Here is a 19,399-nt window from a genome sequence, read left to right as displayed (position 1 = left end):
CGCTCCCAGTTTACCGGACGGTGCGCAGTTGCACGCTGTCGACGAGCCGATCCTGGGCGAGGATGTCGGTGGCGACGACGATCTTGTCGCCGGGGTTGATGCGGCCGGAGCGCTGCAGCATCGCGATCGCGTTCTCGATCGTGTCGTTGGGATCCGAGGCGAGCGTCATCAGCACCGGATCGACGGAACGCAGCAGGCGCAGTTGCCGGAACACCTGCAGCGACGGCGTGATCGCGAGGATGGGCGAGTGAGACGGCCGCAGCAACGCGAGTCCCTGCGCCATGAAGCCGTGGCGGGTGAACGTCACGAGTTTGGAATTCGGCAGTTCGTTCGCGAGGACGACGGCGGAGTGCAGGACCTTCATCCGTTCGCCGGTGAACACCGCGGGCTCCTCCCAGGTGTCGTCGGCCTCGAGCTCGATGCGGCGGGCAATCGTATCCAGCATGTGGACGCATTCGAGCGGGTATTTGCCGATGGTCGTTTCGCCGGAGAGCATGACGCAGTCGGCGAGTTCAAACACCGCGTTCGCGACGTCGGTGATCTCCGCGCGCGTCGGCACCGGCTGCGAGATCATCGACTCGAGCATGTGAGTCGCGACAATCACCGGCCGGCCCTGCGCGAGGCAGGCGCGCACCGCGCGGCGCTGGATGACGGGGAGCTCCTCGAACGGACACTCGATGCCGAGGTCGCCGCGCGCGACCATCAGGGCGTCGCAGGCGTGGACGATCTCGTTCAAATTCTCGATCGCCGACTGATCCTCGATCTTGGCGATGATTTTCACCTTGGACTTCTTCTCGGAGAGAAACGTCCGCAGCAGCTCGATGTCCTTGGCCGCGCGCACGAACGACAGCGCGAGGAAATCGATGCCCTCCTCGAGGCCCACGATGGAATCGCCGCGATCCTTCTCGGTGAACGACGGGAGGTTCACCTTCACACCGGGGAGATTGATGTGCCGCCGCGACTTCAGCTCGCCGGGAATCAGCACCCGGCAACGAATGCGCGCGGCATCCTTTTCCAGCACTTCGAGGCGGAGCAGGCCGTTGTCGACGAGGACGGTGTCGCCGACCTTGATGTCGTTGACGAGGTCCTGGTAATTGACGTCGACCGAGCGGATTTCCTCCGCGCCGCCGCCGCGCTCGGCGCTCATGCCCGGTCGCACGGTGAAATCGAAAATCTCGCCAACCTTGAGCTCGATCGGGGCGGTGACGTCGCCCGTGCGGATTTCCGGCCCCTTGATGTCCATCATGATCGCGACCTCGCGCTCGACGCGGGCGCTCACCGCGCGGATCCGGCGGATGATCATGCGCGTCCAGTCGTGTTTGGCGTGCGCCATGTTGAGCCGGACGATGTCGGCGCCGGCGCGGATCAGTTTCTCCAGCATCTCCTCGCTCTCGGTCGCGGGCCCGATGGTGAAGATGATCTTGGTGCGGCGGAACGAAGCAGCGGAACTCATGGAGTGCTGTGGTGCAGGAAGTGGGCCGCGCCTGCAAGCGCGGGGCCTGTCACATGGGCCGGGGCGGAAAGCCGAGGCGCTTGGAAAGTCGAAAGGTCGACAGTCGAGGAGCCGAGAAGCCAGCAGCAGGTCAGTCGAGATGGCGGAGCGTGCGGTACGCCATGCAGAGCGATCACCCATCTTCCGGCTTCTCGACTCCTCGACTCCTCGACCCTCGACCCTTCGCCGCCGTTCCGCCGCCGTTCCGCCGCCTCCTCACTCCAAATCGTAAAACGGCGTGCTCTGGCCCGGCTCCACGACGGAGAATTCGCAGGTGGTCAGCGTGCCGCGGATGCCCGCGAACGCCAGTTCCACCGCGGCGCGAGAGTTACAGTCGCGTGACAGATGCGTGAGGTAGATCCGGCGCCAGCGCGGACTGGCCACGGCGGCGAGCAAGGCGTGGGCGGCGTGATTGGAGAGGTGGCCGTGACGACCCGAGATGCGCTGCTTCAGCGACCACGGGCGCTTCGGATCGTTCTTGAGCAGCTCCGGACAGTGGTTCGCCTCCACCACCACGACTTCGCACTCCCGGATACACTCGTGGATGTTCTGCGGCGCGTGGCCGAGATCGGTGAGCCAGGCGATCGAGCGGCGCGGGGCGAAGAGATCGCCCTCGTGTCCACTGGTGAAACGAAAGCCCACCGGTTCCTGGGCGTCGTGCGGCACCGCGAAGCTCTCGACGATCAAATCGCGAAACGCGAAACGCGCGCCCGTCTCGAAAATCTGCCAGTCGGGCCGGTGCTCGAGGTGACTCTGCACCGCGCGGGCCGTGGCCTGGTTGGCGAAAATCCGGATGTGGGGAAACTTCTTCAGCCCGTCGATCCCGGCGGCGTGATCGCCATGCTCATGCGTGAGAAAGACCGCGTCGACTTTCTCGAGCGACTCCCCGATGGCAGCGAGCATCGCGCCGAGCCGGCGCGCGGAAAAACCGGCGTCGACGAGCACGCGCGCGCCGGCGGTGACGAGCAGCGCCGCGTTGCCCGAACTGCCGCTCCCGAGAATGCTGAAACGCATCGCCATCTGTGTGGAGGGCGTTCAAGCGCCGGCGGACGCGAGCGCCAATCTTTTTCCGCGGAAATTCCGGCCCCGTTTCCGAGGCCGGCGCTTTGACGGTTGTGCTTTGACGTGTAGGATTCTCCTTCACCCCTGCCGCATGACTCCGCATCCGCCCCTGCCCGAACGCTACACCTCGACCGAAGCGAAGCCGGACTTCGTCAACCGACTGTTCGACCAGGGCGCAGCCTACTACGACGGCGTGGTCAATTGGGGCTTCCTGTGCAGCGGAGCTTTCTACCGCCGGTGGGTGCAGCAGCGGTACGGTCTGAAGCCCGGAATGCGCGTGCTCGATGTCGCTTGCGGCACCGGCCTCGTCGCGGTCGGCGCGGCGCGCGTGCTCGGTTCGGCGCGCGAAATCACCTGCCTCGATCCCAGCGCCGGCATGCTGGCCGAGGCGCGCAAGAAACTCGACGCGACGTTTGTCCAGGGACGGGCGGAGGCGCTGCCGTTTCCCGACGCGTCGTTCGACTTTCTCACGATGGGCTACGCGCTGCGCCACGTGATGGAGCTCGACGCGACCTTCGCGCAATACCACCGCGTGCTCCGACCGGGCGGCCGCGTGCTGATCCTCGAGGTGACCAAGCCGTCCGGCGCGATCGGGAGGTTTTTCTTCCGGCTTTATTTCGGCCGCATCTATCCAGCTCTGACGCAACTCTTCACCCGCAGCCGCGCGGCGAAGGACATGATGAGCTACTACTGGGAAACGATGGACGCCTGCGTGCCACCGGAAAACGTCCTGGCGTCCATGCGCGCCGCCGGTTTCGCCGAAGTGAAACGCAAAAAGATCTTCGGTCTCTTCAGCGAGTACAGCGCGGTGAAGGCGTGAGTACGCTCGCGGGCGTTTGTGCCCACGTTTCCGCGGTTGGAACAAAGCAGTTGCCCGCGAATCACGCGAAAGGCCGCGAATGAGAGGAAAATGGAATTAGCCGGCACCTACGGTGAACCCCGAGGCCGATCGCCGGACTTTTTTTGCCGCCGAAATTCGCGTTCATTGGCGTGATTCGCGGGAGTTGTTTTGTCATTCGATCCGCTGCACCGCGAGCGGCACGAGCCGGACGGGGCCGAAGAGTCCGGACTCGATCGGCTCGAGATCCTTCCAGGCCTTGCGTTGCGAGAGCGCGATGTTCGTCCGCGTCCACTTGGGCACGGTGCCGCGCGCTTCGCCCACGAGCCGGTTGTGCCAGGTGCCGACCACTTCGACCACCAGCTCGTTCGCTCCGTCGCGCAGCGCGGCCGTCGCATCGACCCGGAACGGCGGCGTCCACACCACGCCGAGCGGCGTGCCGTTGATCCACACCTCGCCAATCGACCACAGGCGGCCGAGATCGAGTTCGACGCGCTGGGCGCGGGCCCGCCAGCCCTCGGGCAACACCACGGTCCGCCGGTAACTGCCGGTGCCGGCAAACGCTTTCAGCTCCGGCGCGTTCTGCCGCGTCCACGGTCCCACGATCGGAAGTTTGAGCGGTGCCGGCGCACCGGCCGGTGACGCAAAATCCACCGACCAGTCCGTCGTGAGCACGATCGGCTCCGGCAGCGCCGGCACGCGCACGTCGTTGCGCAGACCCGTGCTGGTCGTCACCGCGTACGTGCCCGCGCGCTCCGTCACGAGGCGCGCGCCCTCCGGACCGCTCTCGATCGACGCCCCCGCGCTCACGGCGGCAATCGTCGTCACCGGCGCGCGGCCGCGGAACACGACGAAGATCGATCCGCGGGGCGCGAGCGCGAGCGGCACTTCGATGCCGCCGTCCTTGCGGCTGAACACCGCGGCCGGCGTGATCGTGCCGGTGCGGGGATCCCAGAATTCGGGCGCGCGCTCGCCGACGCGAAAAACCACGTTGCCCGCCGCCGGCACCGCCTCGCGATTGCGCACAAAGTAGATCTCCGTGTCGCCGTCCCGCCGGTGCGTGAAGTCAAACGCCGCGGGCGCCGCGAAGTCCGGCCTGAGGCCGAGATCCGTCAGCACTTCGCGTTCGGTCCGGCCCTGCACGACGCGACCGGCGCCGTGTTTCCGCGACGTGCGCGTTTGGCCGTCGAGGTCGGCCCAGAGCCGGGCCGCGATTTCCCGCACGCGCGCGTCGCTCGCGGCAAACCCCTCGAGGCCCGACGCGTGTTGCGGCCGCGGTCCGATGACGGTCGCGCCCGCGTTCACCCACTCTTCAATGCGCGCGAGCACCGCCGGATGCATGTCGTCGCGCTCCGGCAGCACGAGCACGGCGTAACTCGTGCCGTCCGGCGTGACGAGCCGGCCATCGCGCACGCTGAGGCGGTTGAGGATCACGTCGGCATTGGTGACGTCGTAGTCATAACCCGGCCCGAGCCCCGGCGGGTTGCGGCGCGGGCCGACGAAATTGGAACCACCGTCGCCATAATAGTAGAGCACATCCGCGACGAAGTTTCCGCGCTGCAGCAGAAACGATCCCCTCGCGAGATAACTCAGAAACGCCGGCGCCTTCGACCACCAGGTGACGTTGCGATTCAGGTGCGTGCCCGCGCCGTACACCCAGCCGGGCGCGCCCGCCTCCGGGCTCTGATGCGTCCACGTGTGCCAGACGAAATGATTGCCGCCTTCGCAGAAAACCCGATCGGCGCTCGCCTTCAGGTCCTGCGGCGCCTCGGCCCAGTGGTGAAACGACGTGAACGCCTCCAGGTGCACGCGACGCTTGCCGTAAAGGTGCGCGGCCGACGCCGGTTCCTTGATCACGTTGAGCGCGTCGCTGTCCGGCCGGAAGGGCCAGAACTCGCCCTGCACGTTGTCGATCGCGCCATTCGCCAGCAGCGCGTCGATCGGCGGCGTGTGAATCGGCGGGCCCGGGCCGCCGGCCTCCGACTTGATCTGCAAGCCGGCGGCGCGCGCCACCTCGGCCGCGGTGCGGTAGTAGGCGTCCACCAGCACCTCGCCGAGCGTCTTCTGGTAGTCGAAGAGAAAGCGTTCAGTCGTCTCCGCGTTGCCAATACGTGCACCGAAGATCGCGGGCAGGTAACGCGTGAGCTCATACCCGCGGCGGCGCTTGAACTCGGCGGCGAAGACCGGCGACCATACTTTGCCGACGACCTCGTAGCTCGCGAGGTAGAGATTGCGCAGGCCGGTCGCCGCGAGATCGGGCCCGAGGCCCTGCCGCAGTTGCGTCACGACGTGATTCATGTGCACCCGCGTCGCCTCGGCGTTGAGATGATCGCTGGCCAGGCCGTCGGACGCCGGACTCGGCACCTTCAGCTTCTCGCCGGTGATCGCGCACACGTAGCGCAAAATCGTCCACTCGCCGGGCGGCGCGGCCCAGCGCAGACGGCCGGTGCGGTCGACGCTGGCGGTGAGATCGACGAGCTCGCGCGGATCGGCGACGTCGAACGACGGCAACCCGGACGTGGCAAACACGCCGCCGGCGCCGGTCAGGCCGCCGTTGTGAATGTTGCCCGCCTTCCAGTCGTAATAGGTCAGCGGCATCGGCGAACGCACCAGCAGCGCACCGTCGCGGTCGCCATTGATCGCGTGCGAGGCCGCGAGGTTGCGGCCCGCGCCGTCGTGGACTTCGAACTCGCCGAGCGTCCAGCGCGCGCGTGCCGCGTCGTGTCCATTCAGGAGGCGCAGCCGGACGAACTTCGCGCGGGTGCCGGCGGGCAACGGGAAACGCTGCGGGCCGGGCGTCGCGGCCAGACTCGTTTGCAACACTTCCTTGAAGTCTGCGTCGCGTGTGCCCGTTTCGGATACGGCCACGCTGATCTCGCGCACGGGTGTCAGGGTCGCGGCGAGCGCGGCCGGAGCGTTCGACCGGCCCTGATCGAGCACCACCGTCGCCAGCGCGTGGATGCCGACGGGATCAAGGCGCAGGATGAAGTCGTGCGCCGGGAGGCGGCGCGGCGCGCGCAAGGCCAGCACGGCGACATCGGTCCAGAACGCCGGGCGCCCATCGGGTCCGAGCGGCGCGGCGCGTTCGGGCGTGGGAAAGGGCAGCTCGACGTCGACCGCGGCACCGCCGGTGACCGTGGTCTCGGTCGAATACAAGGCCATGCTCGCATGCCGCGGTTCAATCCACGGCCCGCCCATGTCCCAGCTGCTGATGACCGACATGTCGACCTGCAGGCCGAGCGCGCGGGCTTCGTCCAGCGAGACCTTCAGCTGCTCGATCCACGGTGGGCTGAGAAACGCCGGACCGGGTGGGGGAAACGCGGCCTTGTCGCCGCGCGCGCCCATCTCGAAGAGCAGCACGCCGCTCAGGCCCGCGGCCTTCATCGCGCGCAATTCCTCGACGGCCGACGGCGCGTGCAGGTGACCGTTCATCCACAACCAGTACGTGTGCGGCCGCGCCTCCATCGGCGGGGCGCGGAAACCCTCTGCCAGCGGATCGGTCGCGGCGTGCAGGGTGGCCGTGAGGAAAAGTCCGGCTGTCACTCCAAGCCGGATACAGCGAAGCAGGCCACTCGTGCGCCCGCGTCCGATCGGGACCAACGGGCTGAACCAGCGGCGGAGACGGGGCGTTCCGACGGGCATGTGCGCTTTCATGATGATTTCTCCCGGGGAATGATGACTGTCTCGACGCCCAGCGCCTCGCCGATCCGGCGGAGCGCCTGCGCGCGGTGGCCGATGCCGAGGGCGAAGTGATGCGTGGGTCCCTCGGCCACCCAGCGCTTGAGGAACGTCTTCACGTCCGGCCGGAAGAAACCGCGCGTGTTGGTGTTGCCCGTGGCGGGAATCGGCCCGTGCACGCTTTCGCCCTCGGCAATGATGAACTTGAATTTGCCCTGCGCCGTCACGCCGACGCTCAGCATGGTGATCGGACCTTCCTTGATCTTGAACTCCACGCTCGCGCCGTGGCCGGGCTTGCCGTGGTACTTGATCAGGCTGCGGAGAACGGGTTTGCCGTCCGCGATGTTGAGATGATGCGGGCCGTCGTGGCCGACGAGCACGAAGCCTTCGCGAAAATCGATCGGGTGAAACTCCGCGAAACTCCCGCCGATGCCGAGGCGATCCATGATCAGCATCGCGAGGCACGTTTTCAGATCCGACTCGCCGCACATCGGAAAGCCGGCCGCGGTCAGGAGCGAATTGCCCACGATCAGATTCGTCACGAGCGTGCGCAGCGCCGAGCCGGGTTCGCCTTCATAATAGTAGGCGAGGCCGTCGAGCTGGTGATGGGCGACAAAGCGATCGAGCGCCGCGGCGACGCGGGCCGAGGTTAGCAAGTCCTCCTCCGTGAGCGTGCGCGTGAGCGGATCCGACTTCGGGTCGGGCGTGTCGAACAGCGCCAGGATCTCGGCGCGTTTCACGGCGATCTCGCCGGCCGTGACCTCGCGTTCGTGGCGCAGCAGATCGTCCGCTTCCGTCTGCACGATGTGGCAGCCGAACGCCGCCGTGAGTGCGGTCTGATCGGTCTGCATGTCGAGCATGTGCTCAATCGGGTGACCGAAATGACCGATGCGCGCGCGCTTCACGTCGTGCAACGCCATCGCGATTTCGCACCACTCGACCAGCTCGGCCGCGGCCTCCGCGTCGTTCTCGCGCGTGCCGAGGATCACTTCGGGCGGTCGCTTGCCCATCCGGATCGCCACGCCGGTGAACTCCGGCACTGAACAGAAATCGTCGTTCGCGAGCTGCAGCTGCGTCGTCGCCCGCGCGTAATCGAGCGCCGCCAGCGGCTGCAATGCGACGAGTACGATCGGCACGTCGAGCGATCGGATGATGATGCCAAACGTCGCCGACGTCGCGTACGTCACCATGTCGCAGAACACCAGGTCGAGATCGGCGGCCTTCAGCCGCGGCAACAGCGCGTACGCGGCCCGGGCCTGATCGACGAGGCCGAAGTTCGTGACCTCGACGCCCGTGGCCGCGACACGACTCACGGTGTCCGCGATCTTCGCGAGCATCTCATCGTGCAGCCCTGGGAACTGCGCCCAATAGGTGTGGTGGCCGACGCCAAAGACCCCGATGCGCGCCGTGCGCGGCCTGCGGCGGGCGATGCGAGGCACGTTTGACGAGGCGGCGGGGGACACGGGTACAGTTGACATGGCGGGATCAGCGAGAGGGGCGGCCGCCGCGCAGGATGAACCACGCGACGGGATATACGACGGCGGACGCGAGAAAGTTCGGTGTGAACGAATAGTGATCCACGACCGGCCCGATCACGAGATTGGAGAGCATGCCCGCGATCCCGCCGCACATGCCGGTCAGGCCGACCGTCGTCGCGACATCGCCGGGCTCCACGGTGTCGCCGATCAGCGTCATGAAATTCGTGATCCAGATGCCGTGCGCGAACATCAACACCGCCATCAACCCGATCGCGAGCGCGGGCGTGCCGGCGAGCGCGGCGAGAAACGACGCGGGTGTCATCAACGCCGCGACCAGCATCAGCGTCATCCGCGCCCGCCGTTGCGGCCAGCCGCGCGCGGTGAAACGATCCGAGACGAAGCCGGCGCCGATGTTGGCCACCTCGAGCGCGACAAACGGGATCCAGATCAACGCGCCGATCGCCGCGAGCGACATCCCGCGCTCCTTGGCGAGGTACTGCGGAATCCAGAACATATAGAAATAAAAGACCGGATCGAAACAGAACCGCGCCGCCAGCAGCCGCCGCACCTCGGAGCGGGCGAGCAGTGAGCGCCAGCTCGATGTCGGTCGCGCGCCCGCGACCGGCGTCGTGGCGGCGTGGGGCAGGCCGCGAAACGCCAGCAGCCACGCGACAAGCCACACGGCGCCCAGCGCCGCCGTTGCCGCAAATGCTCCGCGCCAGCCGATGTGCCGTTCCGCCCACACGCTCAACGGTGGCGCGAGCACGGAGCCGACGGCCGCACCGCTCGTGGCCAGGCCGACCGCGATCCCGCGCCGGCGCGGATCCATCCATTCGACCGCGCCCTTGATCGCGCCGGGAATGCCCGGACCTTCACCGACGCCGAGGAAGAACCGCGCGACGCCGAGCGTGAACGGGCCGGTCACGAACGCATGCGCCGCGCTGGCGAGCGACCAGAACGCCACCGAAAGTCCCAGTCCTCGCCGCGTGCCCAGCACATCCATCACGCGTCCGCCGAGCGCGAGCATGACGGTGTAGCTGAGCACAAACGCGAACACGACGCGCGAGTACACCGTGTTCGACATCCCGAACTCCGCCGTGATCTTCGGCGCGAGCACGCTCAAGACCTGCCGGTCGAGGAAGCAGAGCGCCGCCGAGAAAAACAGCAGCACGCACAGCAACCAGGCGCGGCGGGTGGAGATCATCCGGCGGTGACGCCCACCGGGTTTCAGAAGCCGAGCGAGAGCGAGAAGCGGAAGCTGCGGGGTTCACGCGGCACGACGCGCCAATAGCCGTCGCCCACGCGGTTCAACCGGATCACCTGGATGCGTTCGCTGTCGAACGCGTTCGCGATGTTGAGCTGCGCGCGCAGCGTCGTGCCGCGTCCGAGCGGCCCCGACTTCAGCCGCGTTGAGTAACCGATCAGGGCGTCGACATTGAAGATCTCCGGCCCGTACTGAATTTTCCCGAGCACGTCCTTGCCGAGCGCATCGAAGCCGGTGATTTCGCGCTGCAGCACGTTGTTGTCCTGCCAGCGGACGCCGCTGCCGATGAAGAAGCCCTTCAGCTTTTCGCCGTCGAACGAGTAGCGCACGAAGGCATTGGCCTTGTGCGGGCGGTTGTTGTAGCCGAGTTCGTTCAGGGCGAAGAGATTCGCGACGCCCGTTTCGATCTGCGCGATTTCGGTGCTGACGGGATTGTTCGCGGTGGTGACCAGCGAACCTGGGAAGCGGCTGTAGTAGGCCTTTTGCTCCGCAAACCACGGATACCAGTCCTGGCCGAGATTGCTGCGCTTGAGCTTCGTGTAGGAATACGAGGCGGTGAGCGTCCAGTTCTTCGTCGGGTTCGCCTTCACCTCGAGTTCGTAGCCGTTCGTGGCGAGATCCGACATGAAGTCGCCGAGGTACGCGTTGAGTGAGCGCGTGTCGGCCTCGGCCTGGGTGATGAGGCCGTTGTCGCGGTACGCGGTGATGATGCGGCGGTGCGCGACGATGAACGCGTTGTCGCGCACGGTGGGATCGTTGCGCGACTCGGTGTTGAACGCGGTCGCGCGGGCGAAGAGGCGGCCGTCGAGGAAGTTCAGCATCAGGCCGTAGTCGCGGCCGGTGCCCTCGGGCGGCACGGGCAGGCCGGCGTCGGGCAGCATGCGGCGGTTGGTCTGCGGCGCGCCATTGTTGTTCGATTCGTTGTAGAAGCCGCTCAGCCATTTCGTCACGCCGACGACCGCGCCCGCGGTGTAGGTCTTGAAGTCATACGAGCGCCGGTTCGCCGGATCCTCGTTCAACAGCTCGTACTCGTTGGCGATCTTCTCGCCGGAGGCCACGCGCGGATCGGTCGCGGCGATGCGGGCGTTGCTGAAGGGCGTGATGTCGACCTGATCGCGGCGCAGTCCGCCCGTGGCGATCAGCCGGCCGTTGAAGAAGCGGCTTTGCGTCGCGAGCATCATGCTGTCGATCTGGCGCACGGCGCCGTTCGCGTTGGCGTTGGTGATGAGCCGCGGCACGTACGTGGCGCCGCCGTAGACGATCGGCCGGGTGTCGAAACGCGAGCCGGCGTAGAAGGTCTCGGGTGCGTTCGCGGAAACATAATTGCGCCGGTACAGCGTGTTCTGGCCGTTCTCCGGCGCGGCGGCGTTGAGGATCGGCACGCGGGTCGTCGCGTTCACCAGGATCTCCGGTCCCTGCGTCGTGCGGTTGGTCGACTCGGAGCGCTCGGCCATGCCGGCGAGGCGGTGTTCGCCCCAGCGGCCGAGATCGAGTTTCCACGACGCCGTGCCGCGCATCACCTCGTTGCGGACGGCCTCGATATTGTGATACCAGATCTGCTCGACGTAGAGCTGGCCGGCGCGCGGGTTGGCGACGCGGGTGGCGGTGCCGTCCGGGTTCGGTGAATACAGGTTGGGGTCGCCGTAGACGGCGAAGTCGCCGGACATCTGGTGCGAGAAACCCGAACCGTGCTCGCGGTTGTAGGCGAACTCGAGGAATCCGTCGCGGCCGAGCTGCTGCTCGAGCTTGAAATACTTCCGGTTGATCGCGTTCGTGCGGATCGCCTCGGGACCGTAGTAATTGATGTCGTACGGCGAGTACGGCAGCCCGCTGGCCTGCGGGGTCGTGGGCAGGAGCGTCTGGTAGGCACCGGACTCGAGTCGTTGGGCGACGATGCCGCTGTTGACGCCCGCTTCGTAGCGGCCGGCGCTGCGGTAGATGACGGTGTTGGCGCTGCCGGCGCGGGCGAACACGGGGCGGCCGTCGTTCGAAACCCAGACGTTGCGGATGCCCGCGCCGCGGACGCCCGTGGCGTTCTGCACCGCGGTGTTGCTGGTGCCGAAGCTGGTGTTGTCCACCGTGCCGTGGCCGCGATCCCACCAGAACGAGACGTTGTCGATGCGGTTGAACGGCCGCTCCGACGGATTCTGCAGATCCCCGTCCTCGTAGAGTGCGGTCAGCGTCGTTGTCTTCCAGGGCTTGAACGAGGCCACCGCGGTCCAGCGATCGGTTTCGCGGCGCGCGTAACGGCGCCAGGTGTCGCGTTCGTCGTGCACGCCCATCACGCGCAAGCCGAGTCGATCCTTGGCGGCCGCGACGTTGATGTCCGCCTCCGCCCGATACGCGCTCCACGAGCCGGCGACGGCCGTGAGGTTTACCGCAGTGCGGCGCAGATCGACGGCGCGGGTCTGGGCGTTGACGATGCCGCCGGCCGAGCCGAAACCGAAGAGGACGGAGTTCGGTCCGCTCGACACGTCGAAGCGGCCGGTGTTGTAGGCGTCGATCGGGAGGGTGGTCTCGAGGAAGTCGACGGTCTGCGAGGCGAAGAGACCGCGGTTGTTGACACGCACGCCGTTGAGCAGTGCGCCGTCCATGTAGAAGAAACTCGGCGCGGTGGAGACGGCGTTGAAGTCGGCGTTGGCGTTGACGCCGTATTCCAGGACGTCCGCGAGGCTCGTCGCACCGAGATCCTTGAGAAACTCCTCGGTGAAGACCGAGACCGACGCCGGCGTCTCCGAGAGTTTCGTGTTCATGCGGCTGCCCGCGAGCGTGTTCGCGGCCTGATAGCCGACGTCGGCCGAGGAGGTGACAGTGAACGGACTGAGGACGACGGTGCTGACTTCGACCTTGCCCGAGGCCGGGGCGACCGTCTGGCCCGTGAGCAGCAAGGGGGTGAAGGCCCATGCGAGCGGCAGCGTGCGCCGGACCAGGCGGGTGAGGGGGGAGGAGAAACGCAGCGGTGAGGCCGGGACGGATACGGGCGGGGCGGAGGTCATGGTGGGGAGGGCACGGAGGGGGACGGCGAACGGAGCCAGGGCACGGCTCCGCGGGGAATATCACGACGCTGTCACTCAGCGTTTCACGGCGGAGTGGCGCAAGGCGAAAGTTCCGCTAATCGGAATGGTGTTCCGATTAGCAGAACAATGGACTTGTCAGCTGCCCGCGCTCGTAGCTAGTTCGGTTCACCCTCGTCCCATGATTGCTTCGACCGCCCGGCGCAAAGCCGCTCCCACGAAAAAGATTTCGACGGCGCGCCCTCCGGTGGCTGCGGCCGGGGCGCGGGTGCAGTCGGTGGAGAAGGCGCTGCGGCTGCTGCAACTGCTCGACCGGCATGGCGACTGGATCGGCGTGCGCGAACTCGCGCGGCAGCTCGCGTTGTCGCCGCCTGTCACGCACACGCTCCTGAAGACGCTGCAGGCGGCGAGTTTCGTCGAGGCGCATCCGGTGTCGCGTCAGTACCGGCTCGGGCTGGCCGCGCTGCGCCTCGGCGGCGGCGTGGATCCGCTGCAGCACATGCGGCGTTTCGCGCGGCCGTACATCGAGTCGCTCGCGGAGAAATCGGCCGAGACGATCGTGGTGCTGGCGTGGCAGCACGAGCAGGCCGTGGTGGTCGACTGGATCCAGGCCGGGCATGCCCTGGCCGTGACGCATCGGCAGGGCGTGATCGAGCACCCCATGGGGCTGGCCTCGGGCCGCGTGCTGCTGGCGTTTCAGGATCGCGCGACGCAGGAACGTCACATCCGACGCGAGGACGAGGCGAGTCCCGGCGTCGGCGTCCGTAACGCGGCCGAGCGTCTCGCGCTGCTGCAGCGCGTGGCGGAGGAGGGCATCGCGATCACGGAGAACATCGGTCAGAGCGGCGTCGTGGCGATTGGTGCGCCGGTCTTCGAGGCCACGGGCCGGCTGCTATTCGCCGTTGGGTGCAGCGCGCCGCTGTCGCGCATCACGCCGCCGCAGCTCCGGCGTTTGCGGGAGCGATTGCTGGAGATCACCGCGCGCATGACGAAGCAGCTCAGCGCGTCGGCCAAGGAAGCCTGAGCCGGAGCCCGAGGCCGACCGTCGCGCTCGCGGGCACGTCGCGCCCGGACCCCATCCCGGTGCCGCGGTCGCGCCAGCATTGCCCCGGGAACGCGCGAAGGAAAACCGCCCGCCCGGTAAGTCATCCATAAGATGACAAATCGTTCCGCCGAGTAGGGAGGTTGTCGGGTGGGGTGGGCCGGGTGTTTCGACGTGGGCGCGGCACACTGGCGAGAAAACGCGGGCTGACTTTGAGCAAGTGTGGAGCAGGTGCCTGCGAATCACGCGGACGGACGCGAGTTCCAGGGAGGAGTCGATGCTCTCCGATTTCCTCCGGTGCACGGTGAGTCGGCGGCGGGTGGATCATTTCGTCGCATTCGCGACCGCAAGCGTGGGGCGCGGCCGTCGATTCCGTTCTTGAATCTCCGGCCCGGCGGTCTCGGATGGAGCGAGCAGCCTTCCAGCCGCGTTTACCATGAACACCGTCGCATTCGATCTGCTCGTCATTGGCGGCGGTCCGGCGGGCAGTTCCGCGGCGGCGACGGCCCGGCAGCAGGGGCTGCGCACGCTGGTGGTGGAGAAGAGCGCGTTCCCGCGTTTTCGCATCGGCGAGTCGTTGCTGCCGGCGGGTAATAGGATTCTGCAGGCCACGGGTGCCTGGCCCAAGGTGCAGGCCGCCGGCTTCATGCCGAAGTACGGCGCGGAGTTTCACCGCTCCGATGGCAGCGGCGTAAAGAAGGTCGTGTTTGCGAACGGCCTGAGGCCCGGACTGGAGTCGACGTTTCAGGTCGAGCGCGCGCGGTTCGACACCGTGCTGCTCGATCACGCGCGTGAACTCGGTGCCGAGGTGCGCCTGGAGACGATGGTGAAAGCGGTCGCGCCGGTCGCCGGCGGACACCGCGTCACGCTGGCCGGTCCCACCGGAGAATCCACGCTCACCGTGCCGTGGGTCATCGATGCCACGGGGCGCGAGACCGGCCTGATGTCGGATCAGAAGCGCGCGCTCGATCCGCCGGTGCTCGCCAAGCGCATGGCGATCTTCAGTCATTTCGAAGGCGTGCTCCGCGCGCCTGGCCGCGAAGCCGGCAATATCCTGATCGTGCGCCTCGACGACGGCTGGGTCTGGCTCATTCCCATCGATGAGCGGCGGACCTCGGTGGGGTTGGTAACCACCGTGGAAGCGTTTCGGGCGGAGCGGCAAGAACCGGCGGCGTTTTTCGATCGCGCGGTCGCGTCGTCACCGAAGTTGCGCGAACTGCTGGCCCGGGCGACGCCGACGATGGCGTTTCACGTCACCAGCGACTACAGCTACTTCCGTCGCGATCTGGCGCAGGAGCGGCTCGTGCTCGCGGGCGATGCGGCGGGTTTCTTCGATCCGATTTTTTCGTCGGGCGTGTACCTTGCGACGTCGTCCGGCAAACTTGCCGCCGATCTCGTGGCGCGGGCGCATGCGGCCGGCCGCGGTCTGTCGCCGGCCGAGCAGCGCGGCTACACGCGCGCGGTGAAACGGCATGCGGGCGTTTTCCAGAAACTGATTGCCGCCTTCTATGATGAGGACGCCTTCGATGTCTTCATGTGCAACGTGATCCCGTGGGACTTGTCCCGCGGCATCACCTCCATTGTCGCCGGCCAGGCCCCGACCAACTGGTCGCTGTGGTGGCGTTACACCCTGTTTCTGACCGTGTGCCGCCTGCAGCGCTACTGGCCGGTGGTGAAGCGGCCGGAGGCTGCGGAGGCGCCGCTCGGCACGCCGGCGCCGGGCTAGGCCGCGGGCGAAGTTGGGCCCAAGGTTTGCGGTTGCCGCCGGTGGCGCGGGACCTTTCATCTCCGCCATGGATTCCGCGTCGCGAACCGATTGGGACGTCATCGTCATGGGTGGTGCCCTGGCGGGGTCGGCCACGGCGTGCCTGCTGCTGCGCAAGAATCCGGAGCTGCGTGTCCTGATATTGGAACGCTCCGAGCGCTTCACCCGCCGCGTGGGCGAGTCGACGGTGGAGATCAGCGCCTATTTTCTCGGCCGCGTCCTCGGCCTGACGGATCACCTGCTCGAGAAACACATCCCGAAACAGGGCATGCGGTTCTGGTTCGCGAACGATCGTACGCGCGCCCTCGACCAGTGCAGCGAAACGGGACCGCGCTACAACGTGCGGCTGCCCGGTTATCAGGTGGATCGTGCGGTGCTCGACGAGCAGGTGCTGGCCAACGCGATCACCGACGGCGCCGTGGTGCACCGGTCGATTCGCATCCGGCAGGTGAAGCTGGCGGACGGTGGCGCGCAGACGATCGACTGGGACGACGCGCAGGGCGTCGCGCAACGGGCGACGGCGCGCTGGGTGGTCGATGCCTCGGGCGTGGCCGCGGTGCTGGCACGGCAGGAAGGCTGGCAGGTGCCGAACACCGCGCATCCCACGGCGACGTGCTGGAGCCGCTGGACCGGCGTGCGCTCGCTCGACGGGCGCGAGGTCGCGGCGAAGTTTCCCGCGTGGGCGAACCGCGTGAAGGGCCTGCGTTCGACGGCGACGAATCACATCACCGGCCGCGGCTGGTGGGCGTGGTTCATTCCGCTCAAGGGCGGGGATGTCAGCATCGGCGTGGTCTACGATCAGCGCCTCACCGAACTGCCGCCCGGGCCGAATCTCGGCGAGCGCCTGCGGACGATGCTCACGACGCACCCGATGGCGCGCGAAGTGATGGCGGACGCGCAGTGGCGCGAGGGCGACGTGCATTTCCGCCGCAACCTGGCGTATTCGAGTTCCACGTACGCGACCGACGGCGCCGTGCTGGTCGGCGACGCGGCGGCGTTCATGGATCCGTTCTACTCGCCGGGCATGGACTGGATTTCGTTTTCCACCAGCGCGGCGGCGGCGCTGATCCACGAGAGTTTCCGCGGCAAGCCCGTGGCACCGCGCGTGGCGGCGCACAACGCCCGGTTCCGGCTGAGTTACGACCGCTGGTTTCACGCGCTCTACCGCGACAAGTACTATTACATGGGGGACTACGACCTCATGACCCTGGCGTTCCGCCTCGATCTCGGCCTCTACTACCTCGGCGTGGTCGCGCAGCCGTTCAAGCACGGCAAACACCTGCTGGAGACGCCGCCGTTCACGCACGCGAACGCCAAGTGGCCGTTCCGGCTCATGGCGCTCTACAACCGGCGTTTCGTCGCCATGGCGGAATCCCGGCAGCAGCGCGGCGTCTTCGGCCGCAACAACGACCGGCGTTACTTCGGCTTCATCAGCTACGAGTTCAACCGGCGGCTGCCCGTGCGCATCGCTGGACTGCTGGCGATCTGGCTGGGGCTCGAGCTCCGCGAAGGCTGGCGGACGTGGTTCACGCGCGCGGGCTCGCCGCACGCGCGCGGCGCGGTGCTCGGCTCCGCGCCGTTGCCCGATCCCGCCTGAAATTTTTCCCGCAATGGAATCCTCCGCCCCGCTTCCTCCCGCGCCCGCCCTGCCTGACGCCGTCGAGACCCTGCTCCGGCACTTTCCCGCCGAGGTGCGCGCCGCTTATGTGCGCCTGCGGGCGACGGGTGACGCCGCGGCGGCCGACACGCTGGTCCTCGCCATCGTCGGCGATCACATGCCGCAGAAACAGGCGCGGGTGACCGACACGGCTGAACTGGTCGCGGACCTCGGCTTCGACTCGGTGGCGATCACCGAGATGGTGTTTTTCATCGAGGATCTGCTGCAGGTGAACGTCACCAACGCCGAAATCCTGCGCGTGCGCACGGTGGGTGATCTCCGCGCCTTTGTGCGCGAGAAGCTCGCGCAGCAGCGTCCCGCCGACGGACCCGCGACCTCCGCATGAACCGCACCGCGGTTGTCACGGGTCTCGGCTTCATCACCAGCATCGGCAACGACCGCGCGGCCGTGGTCGACAGCCTGCGACGCTTGCGGCCCGGCCTTGCGGCCATCGAGTTCCTCGGCAACCCCGCGATCAGCGTCAAGGTGGCCGGCACGATCAAGGAGTTCGTCACCGAGTCCCCGGTGTGGCGCGACTGGCGTTTTCCGGCGCGCTACGATCTTTCGCGCGAAACGCTGCGCAGTCTTTCCCCGCACGGGCTCTATGCCTTGTGCGCGACCGAGCAGGCGCTCGCCGACGCCGGCCTCGCCAACGAGGCGCTCACCGACGGTGGCACCGGACTTTATTGTGCTTCTGCGGGGTCGGCGTTCCTGCTGCATCATCATCTCGCGCACATGCACGCGGTCCGCGGCGAACGCGGCAACCCGATGGGCGTCGTGGCGTCGATTGCCGGCACGCTCAACTTCAACCTCGCCGCCCACTACGGCATTCGCGGCGCGGTCGGCGGCTTCGCCGCCGCGTGCGCGTCTTCGAGTCACGCCCTCGGCTGCGCGGTGGACGACATCCGGCTGGGCCGGCAGACGCGCATGCTGGTGGTCGGTGCCGAAGAGGTGAACGCCGAGACGATCCTGCCGTTCGCGGCCATGCGGGCGCTTTCGACGAATCCCGATCCGCTGACGGCGTCGCGGCCCTTCGATCGCGCACGCGACGGGTTTGTCGGTGCCGGTGGCGCGGTCTGCCTGATTCTCGAGGAGGCGGAGGCGGCGCGCCGGCGCGGCGCGACGATTTACTGCGAAGTCGCCGGCTGGGGGCAGGCCGCGGATGGTTACAATGTGGCCGTGTCGCATCCCGAGGGAGCGGGCCTGGCCGCGGCGATGCGGCGCGCGCTCGCCGACGCCGGAGTGTCGGCGGGTGACATCGGCTATGTGAACGCCCACGCGACGTCCACGCCGGCCGGCGATCGCTCGGAGGCGCTGGCGTTGCGCGCGGTCTTCACCACCGACGGGCATCACCCCCGCGTGAGCAGCACGAAGGGTCTGACTGGTCACCCGCTCTCGCTTGCGGGCGTGATGGAGGCGGCGTTCTGTGCGCTGGCCTTCGCCGAGGGCTTTGTGCCGGGTAACGTCAACCTGGTCGAACCCGACGAGGCGTGCGCGGGTCTCGATTTGCCGCGGGCGTCGCTCGCCGAGGCACCGGACCTGATGCTCAACAACAGCAGCGGTTTCGGCGGCAGCAATGTGTGCCACGTGTTGCGGCGGTTGAGCGGGTAATAGTGGATCGGACTGACTGCGGGACCGCGACCGCCCCCGGTCGCTCGGTTCGAATGCGACCGAGGGCGGTCGCGGTCCCACTCACGGTCCCACTCGTGGTCCCCGTTCCGGTTCCCCGTCCCGGGAATTTGTCCCCTCACCGGCGTTTCGCATGCTTGCCGCGACGGCGATGTTCCATTCGCTTGTGGTCACACTCATGCCCGATCCGCTCATCACCCGGCTGAAGCATCTCATCGTTGCGACACTCAAGCTCGAGGACATCACGCCCGCCCAGATGGCGGACGACGAGCCGTTGATTGGTTCCGGTCTCAACCTGGATTCCATCGACGCGCTCGAACTCGTCGTGACGCTCGAAAAGGAATTCGGCATCAAGATCGCCAGCAGCGAGGAATCACGGCAGGCGCTGGCCAGCGTCGCTCATCTGGCCGAATTCATCCGGGCGCGCGCGGACCCGGCGCGGCTGCCCACCTAACGTTTCGCGGCCCCCCTTCGCCGCGC

The 19,399-nt window shown here is 67.5% G+C and carries 13 protein-coding genes; 7 read left to right on the top strand and 6 right to left on the bottom strand.

Translation table 11 applies throughout. The features are described from left to right. Positions 1-10: 10 nt before the first annotated feature. Together pyk and ACLJEU_RS22410 are read right to left on the bottom strand one after the other, a co-directional pair. Complete coding sequence (gene pyk, locus ACLJEU_RS22415) at positions 11-1,453, bottom strand: pyruvate kinase (RefSeq protein WP_414662770.1); 1,443 nt, start codon at positions 1,451-1,453, stop codon at positions 11-13. Positions 1,454-1,708: 255 nt separating this feature from the next. Next, positions 1,709-2,506, bottom strand: a complete 798-nt coding sequence (locus tag ACLJEU_RS22410) for an MBL fold metallo-hydrolase (RefSeq protein WP_414662769.1) — start codon at positions 2,504-2,506, stop codon at positions 1,709-1,711. A gap of 139 nt (positions 2,507-2,645) precedes the next feature. Here ACLJEU_RS22410 and ACLJEU_RS22405 point away from each other — a divergent pair, with 139 nt between their 5' ends. After that, the gene (locus ACLJEU_RS22405) at positions 2,646-3,374 is read left to right on the top strand and encodes a class I SAM-dependent methyltransferase (protein WP_414662768.1); all 729 of its coding nucleotides are present in this window, start codon (positions 2,646-2,648) and stop codon (positions 3,372-3,374) included. Between the two features lie 192 nt (positions 3,375-3,566). Here ACLJEU_RS22405 and ACLJEU_RS22400 read toward each other — a convergent pair whose 3' ends face one another. Genes ACLJEU_RS22400 through ACLJEU_RS22385 form a run of 4 tightly spaced genes read right to left on the bottom strand, consistent with a single transcriptional unit; the run spans position 3,567 to position 12,808 of the window. Then, a complete protein-coding gene (locus tag ACLJEU_RS22400) occupies positions 3,567-7,046 on the bottom strand; it encodes a glycosyl hydrolase (protein ID WP_414662767.1) in 3,480 nt (1,159 codons plus the stop codon). Next, positions 7,043-8,548, bottom strand: a complete 1,506-nt coding sequence (locus tag ACLJEU_RS22395) for an arabinose isomerase (protein WP_414662766.1) — start codon at positions 8,546-8,548, stop codon at positions 7,043-7,045. Before ACLJEU_RS22395 ends, ACLJEU_RS22400 begins: the two co-directional genes overlap by 4 nt. Before the next feature lie 7 nt (positions 8,549-8,555). Next, positions 8,556-9,752 carry an MFS transporter gene (locus ACLJEU_RS22390; RefSeq protein WP_414662765.1) on the bottom strand — a complete coding sequence of 399 codons (1,197 nt, stop codon included), beginning with the start codon at positions 9,750-9,752 and terminating at the stop codon, positions 8,556-8,558. Positions 9,753-9,775: 23 nt separating this feature from the next. Beyond that, entirely contained in the window at positions 9,776-12,808 is a 3,033-nt protein-coding gene (locus tag ACLJEU_RS22385; protein ID WP_414662764.1) for a TonB-dependent siderophore receptor, read from the bottom strand. 199 nt (positions 12,809-13,007) lie between these two features. On the opposite strand from ACLJEU_RS22385, the gene ACLJEU_RS22380 reads away from it, so the two are divergent. From ACLJEU_RS22380 to ACLJEU_RS22355, 6 genes are all read left to right on the top strand, one after another. Beyond that, positions 13,008-13,850: an IclR family transcriptional regulator gene (locus tag ACLJEU_RS22380; protein WP_414662763.1), complete on the top strand. Its 843-nt coding sequence runs from the start codon at positions 13,008-13,010 to the stop codon at positions 13,848-13,850. A gap of 454 nt (positions 13,851-14,304) precedes the next feature. Then, positions 14,305-15,594: an NAD(P)/FAD-dependent oxidoreductase gene (locus ACLJEU_RS22375; protein ID WP_414662762.1), complete on the top strand. Its 1,290-nt coding sequence runs from the start codon at positions 14,305-14,307 to the stop codon at positions 15,592-15,594. Positions 15,595-15,661: 67 nt separating this feature from the next. Further along, complete coding sequence (locus ACLJEU_RS22370) at positions 15,662-17,230, top strand: NAD(P)/FAD-dependent oxidoreductase (protein WP_414662761.1); 1,569 nt, start codon at positions 15,662-15,664, stop codon at positions 17,228-17,230. Between the two features lie 13 nt (positions 17,231-17,243). Then, entirely contained in the window at positions 17,244-17,636 is a 393-nt protein-coding gene (locus tag ACLJEU_RS22365; protein ID WP_414662760.1) for an acyl carrier protein, read from the top strand. After that, positions 17,633-18,901: a beta-ketoacyl-[acyl-carrier-protein] synthase family protein gene (locus tag ACLJEU_RS22360; protein ID WP_414662759.1), complete on the top strand. Its 1,269-nt coding sequence runs from the start codon at positions 17,633-17,635 to the stop codon at positions 18,899-18,901. The genes ACLJEU_RS22365 and ACLJEU_RS22360 overlap by 4 nt, the downstream gene beginning before the upstream one ends. Positions 18,902-19,052: 151 nt before the next feature. Continuing rightward, on the top strand, positions 19,053-19,373 hold the full coding sequence (locus ACLJEU_RS22355; protein WP_414662758.1) for a phosphopantetheine-binding protein: 321 nt from the start codon (positions 19,053-19,055) through the stop codon (positions 19,371-19,373). Positions 19,374-19,399 lie beyond the last annotated feature (26 nt).

This window comes from Terrisphaera buseokensis (genome assembly GCF_047521145.2).
GTDB lineage: Bacteria > Verrucomicrobiota > Verrucomicrobiia > Opitutales > Opitutaceae > ER46.
This window is presented reverse-complemented; position numbering and strand designations above follow the sequence as displayed.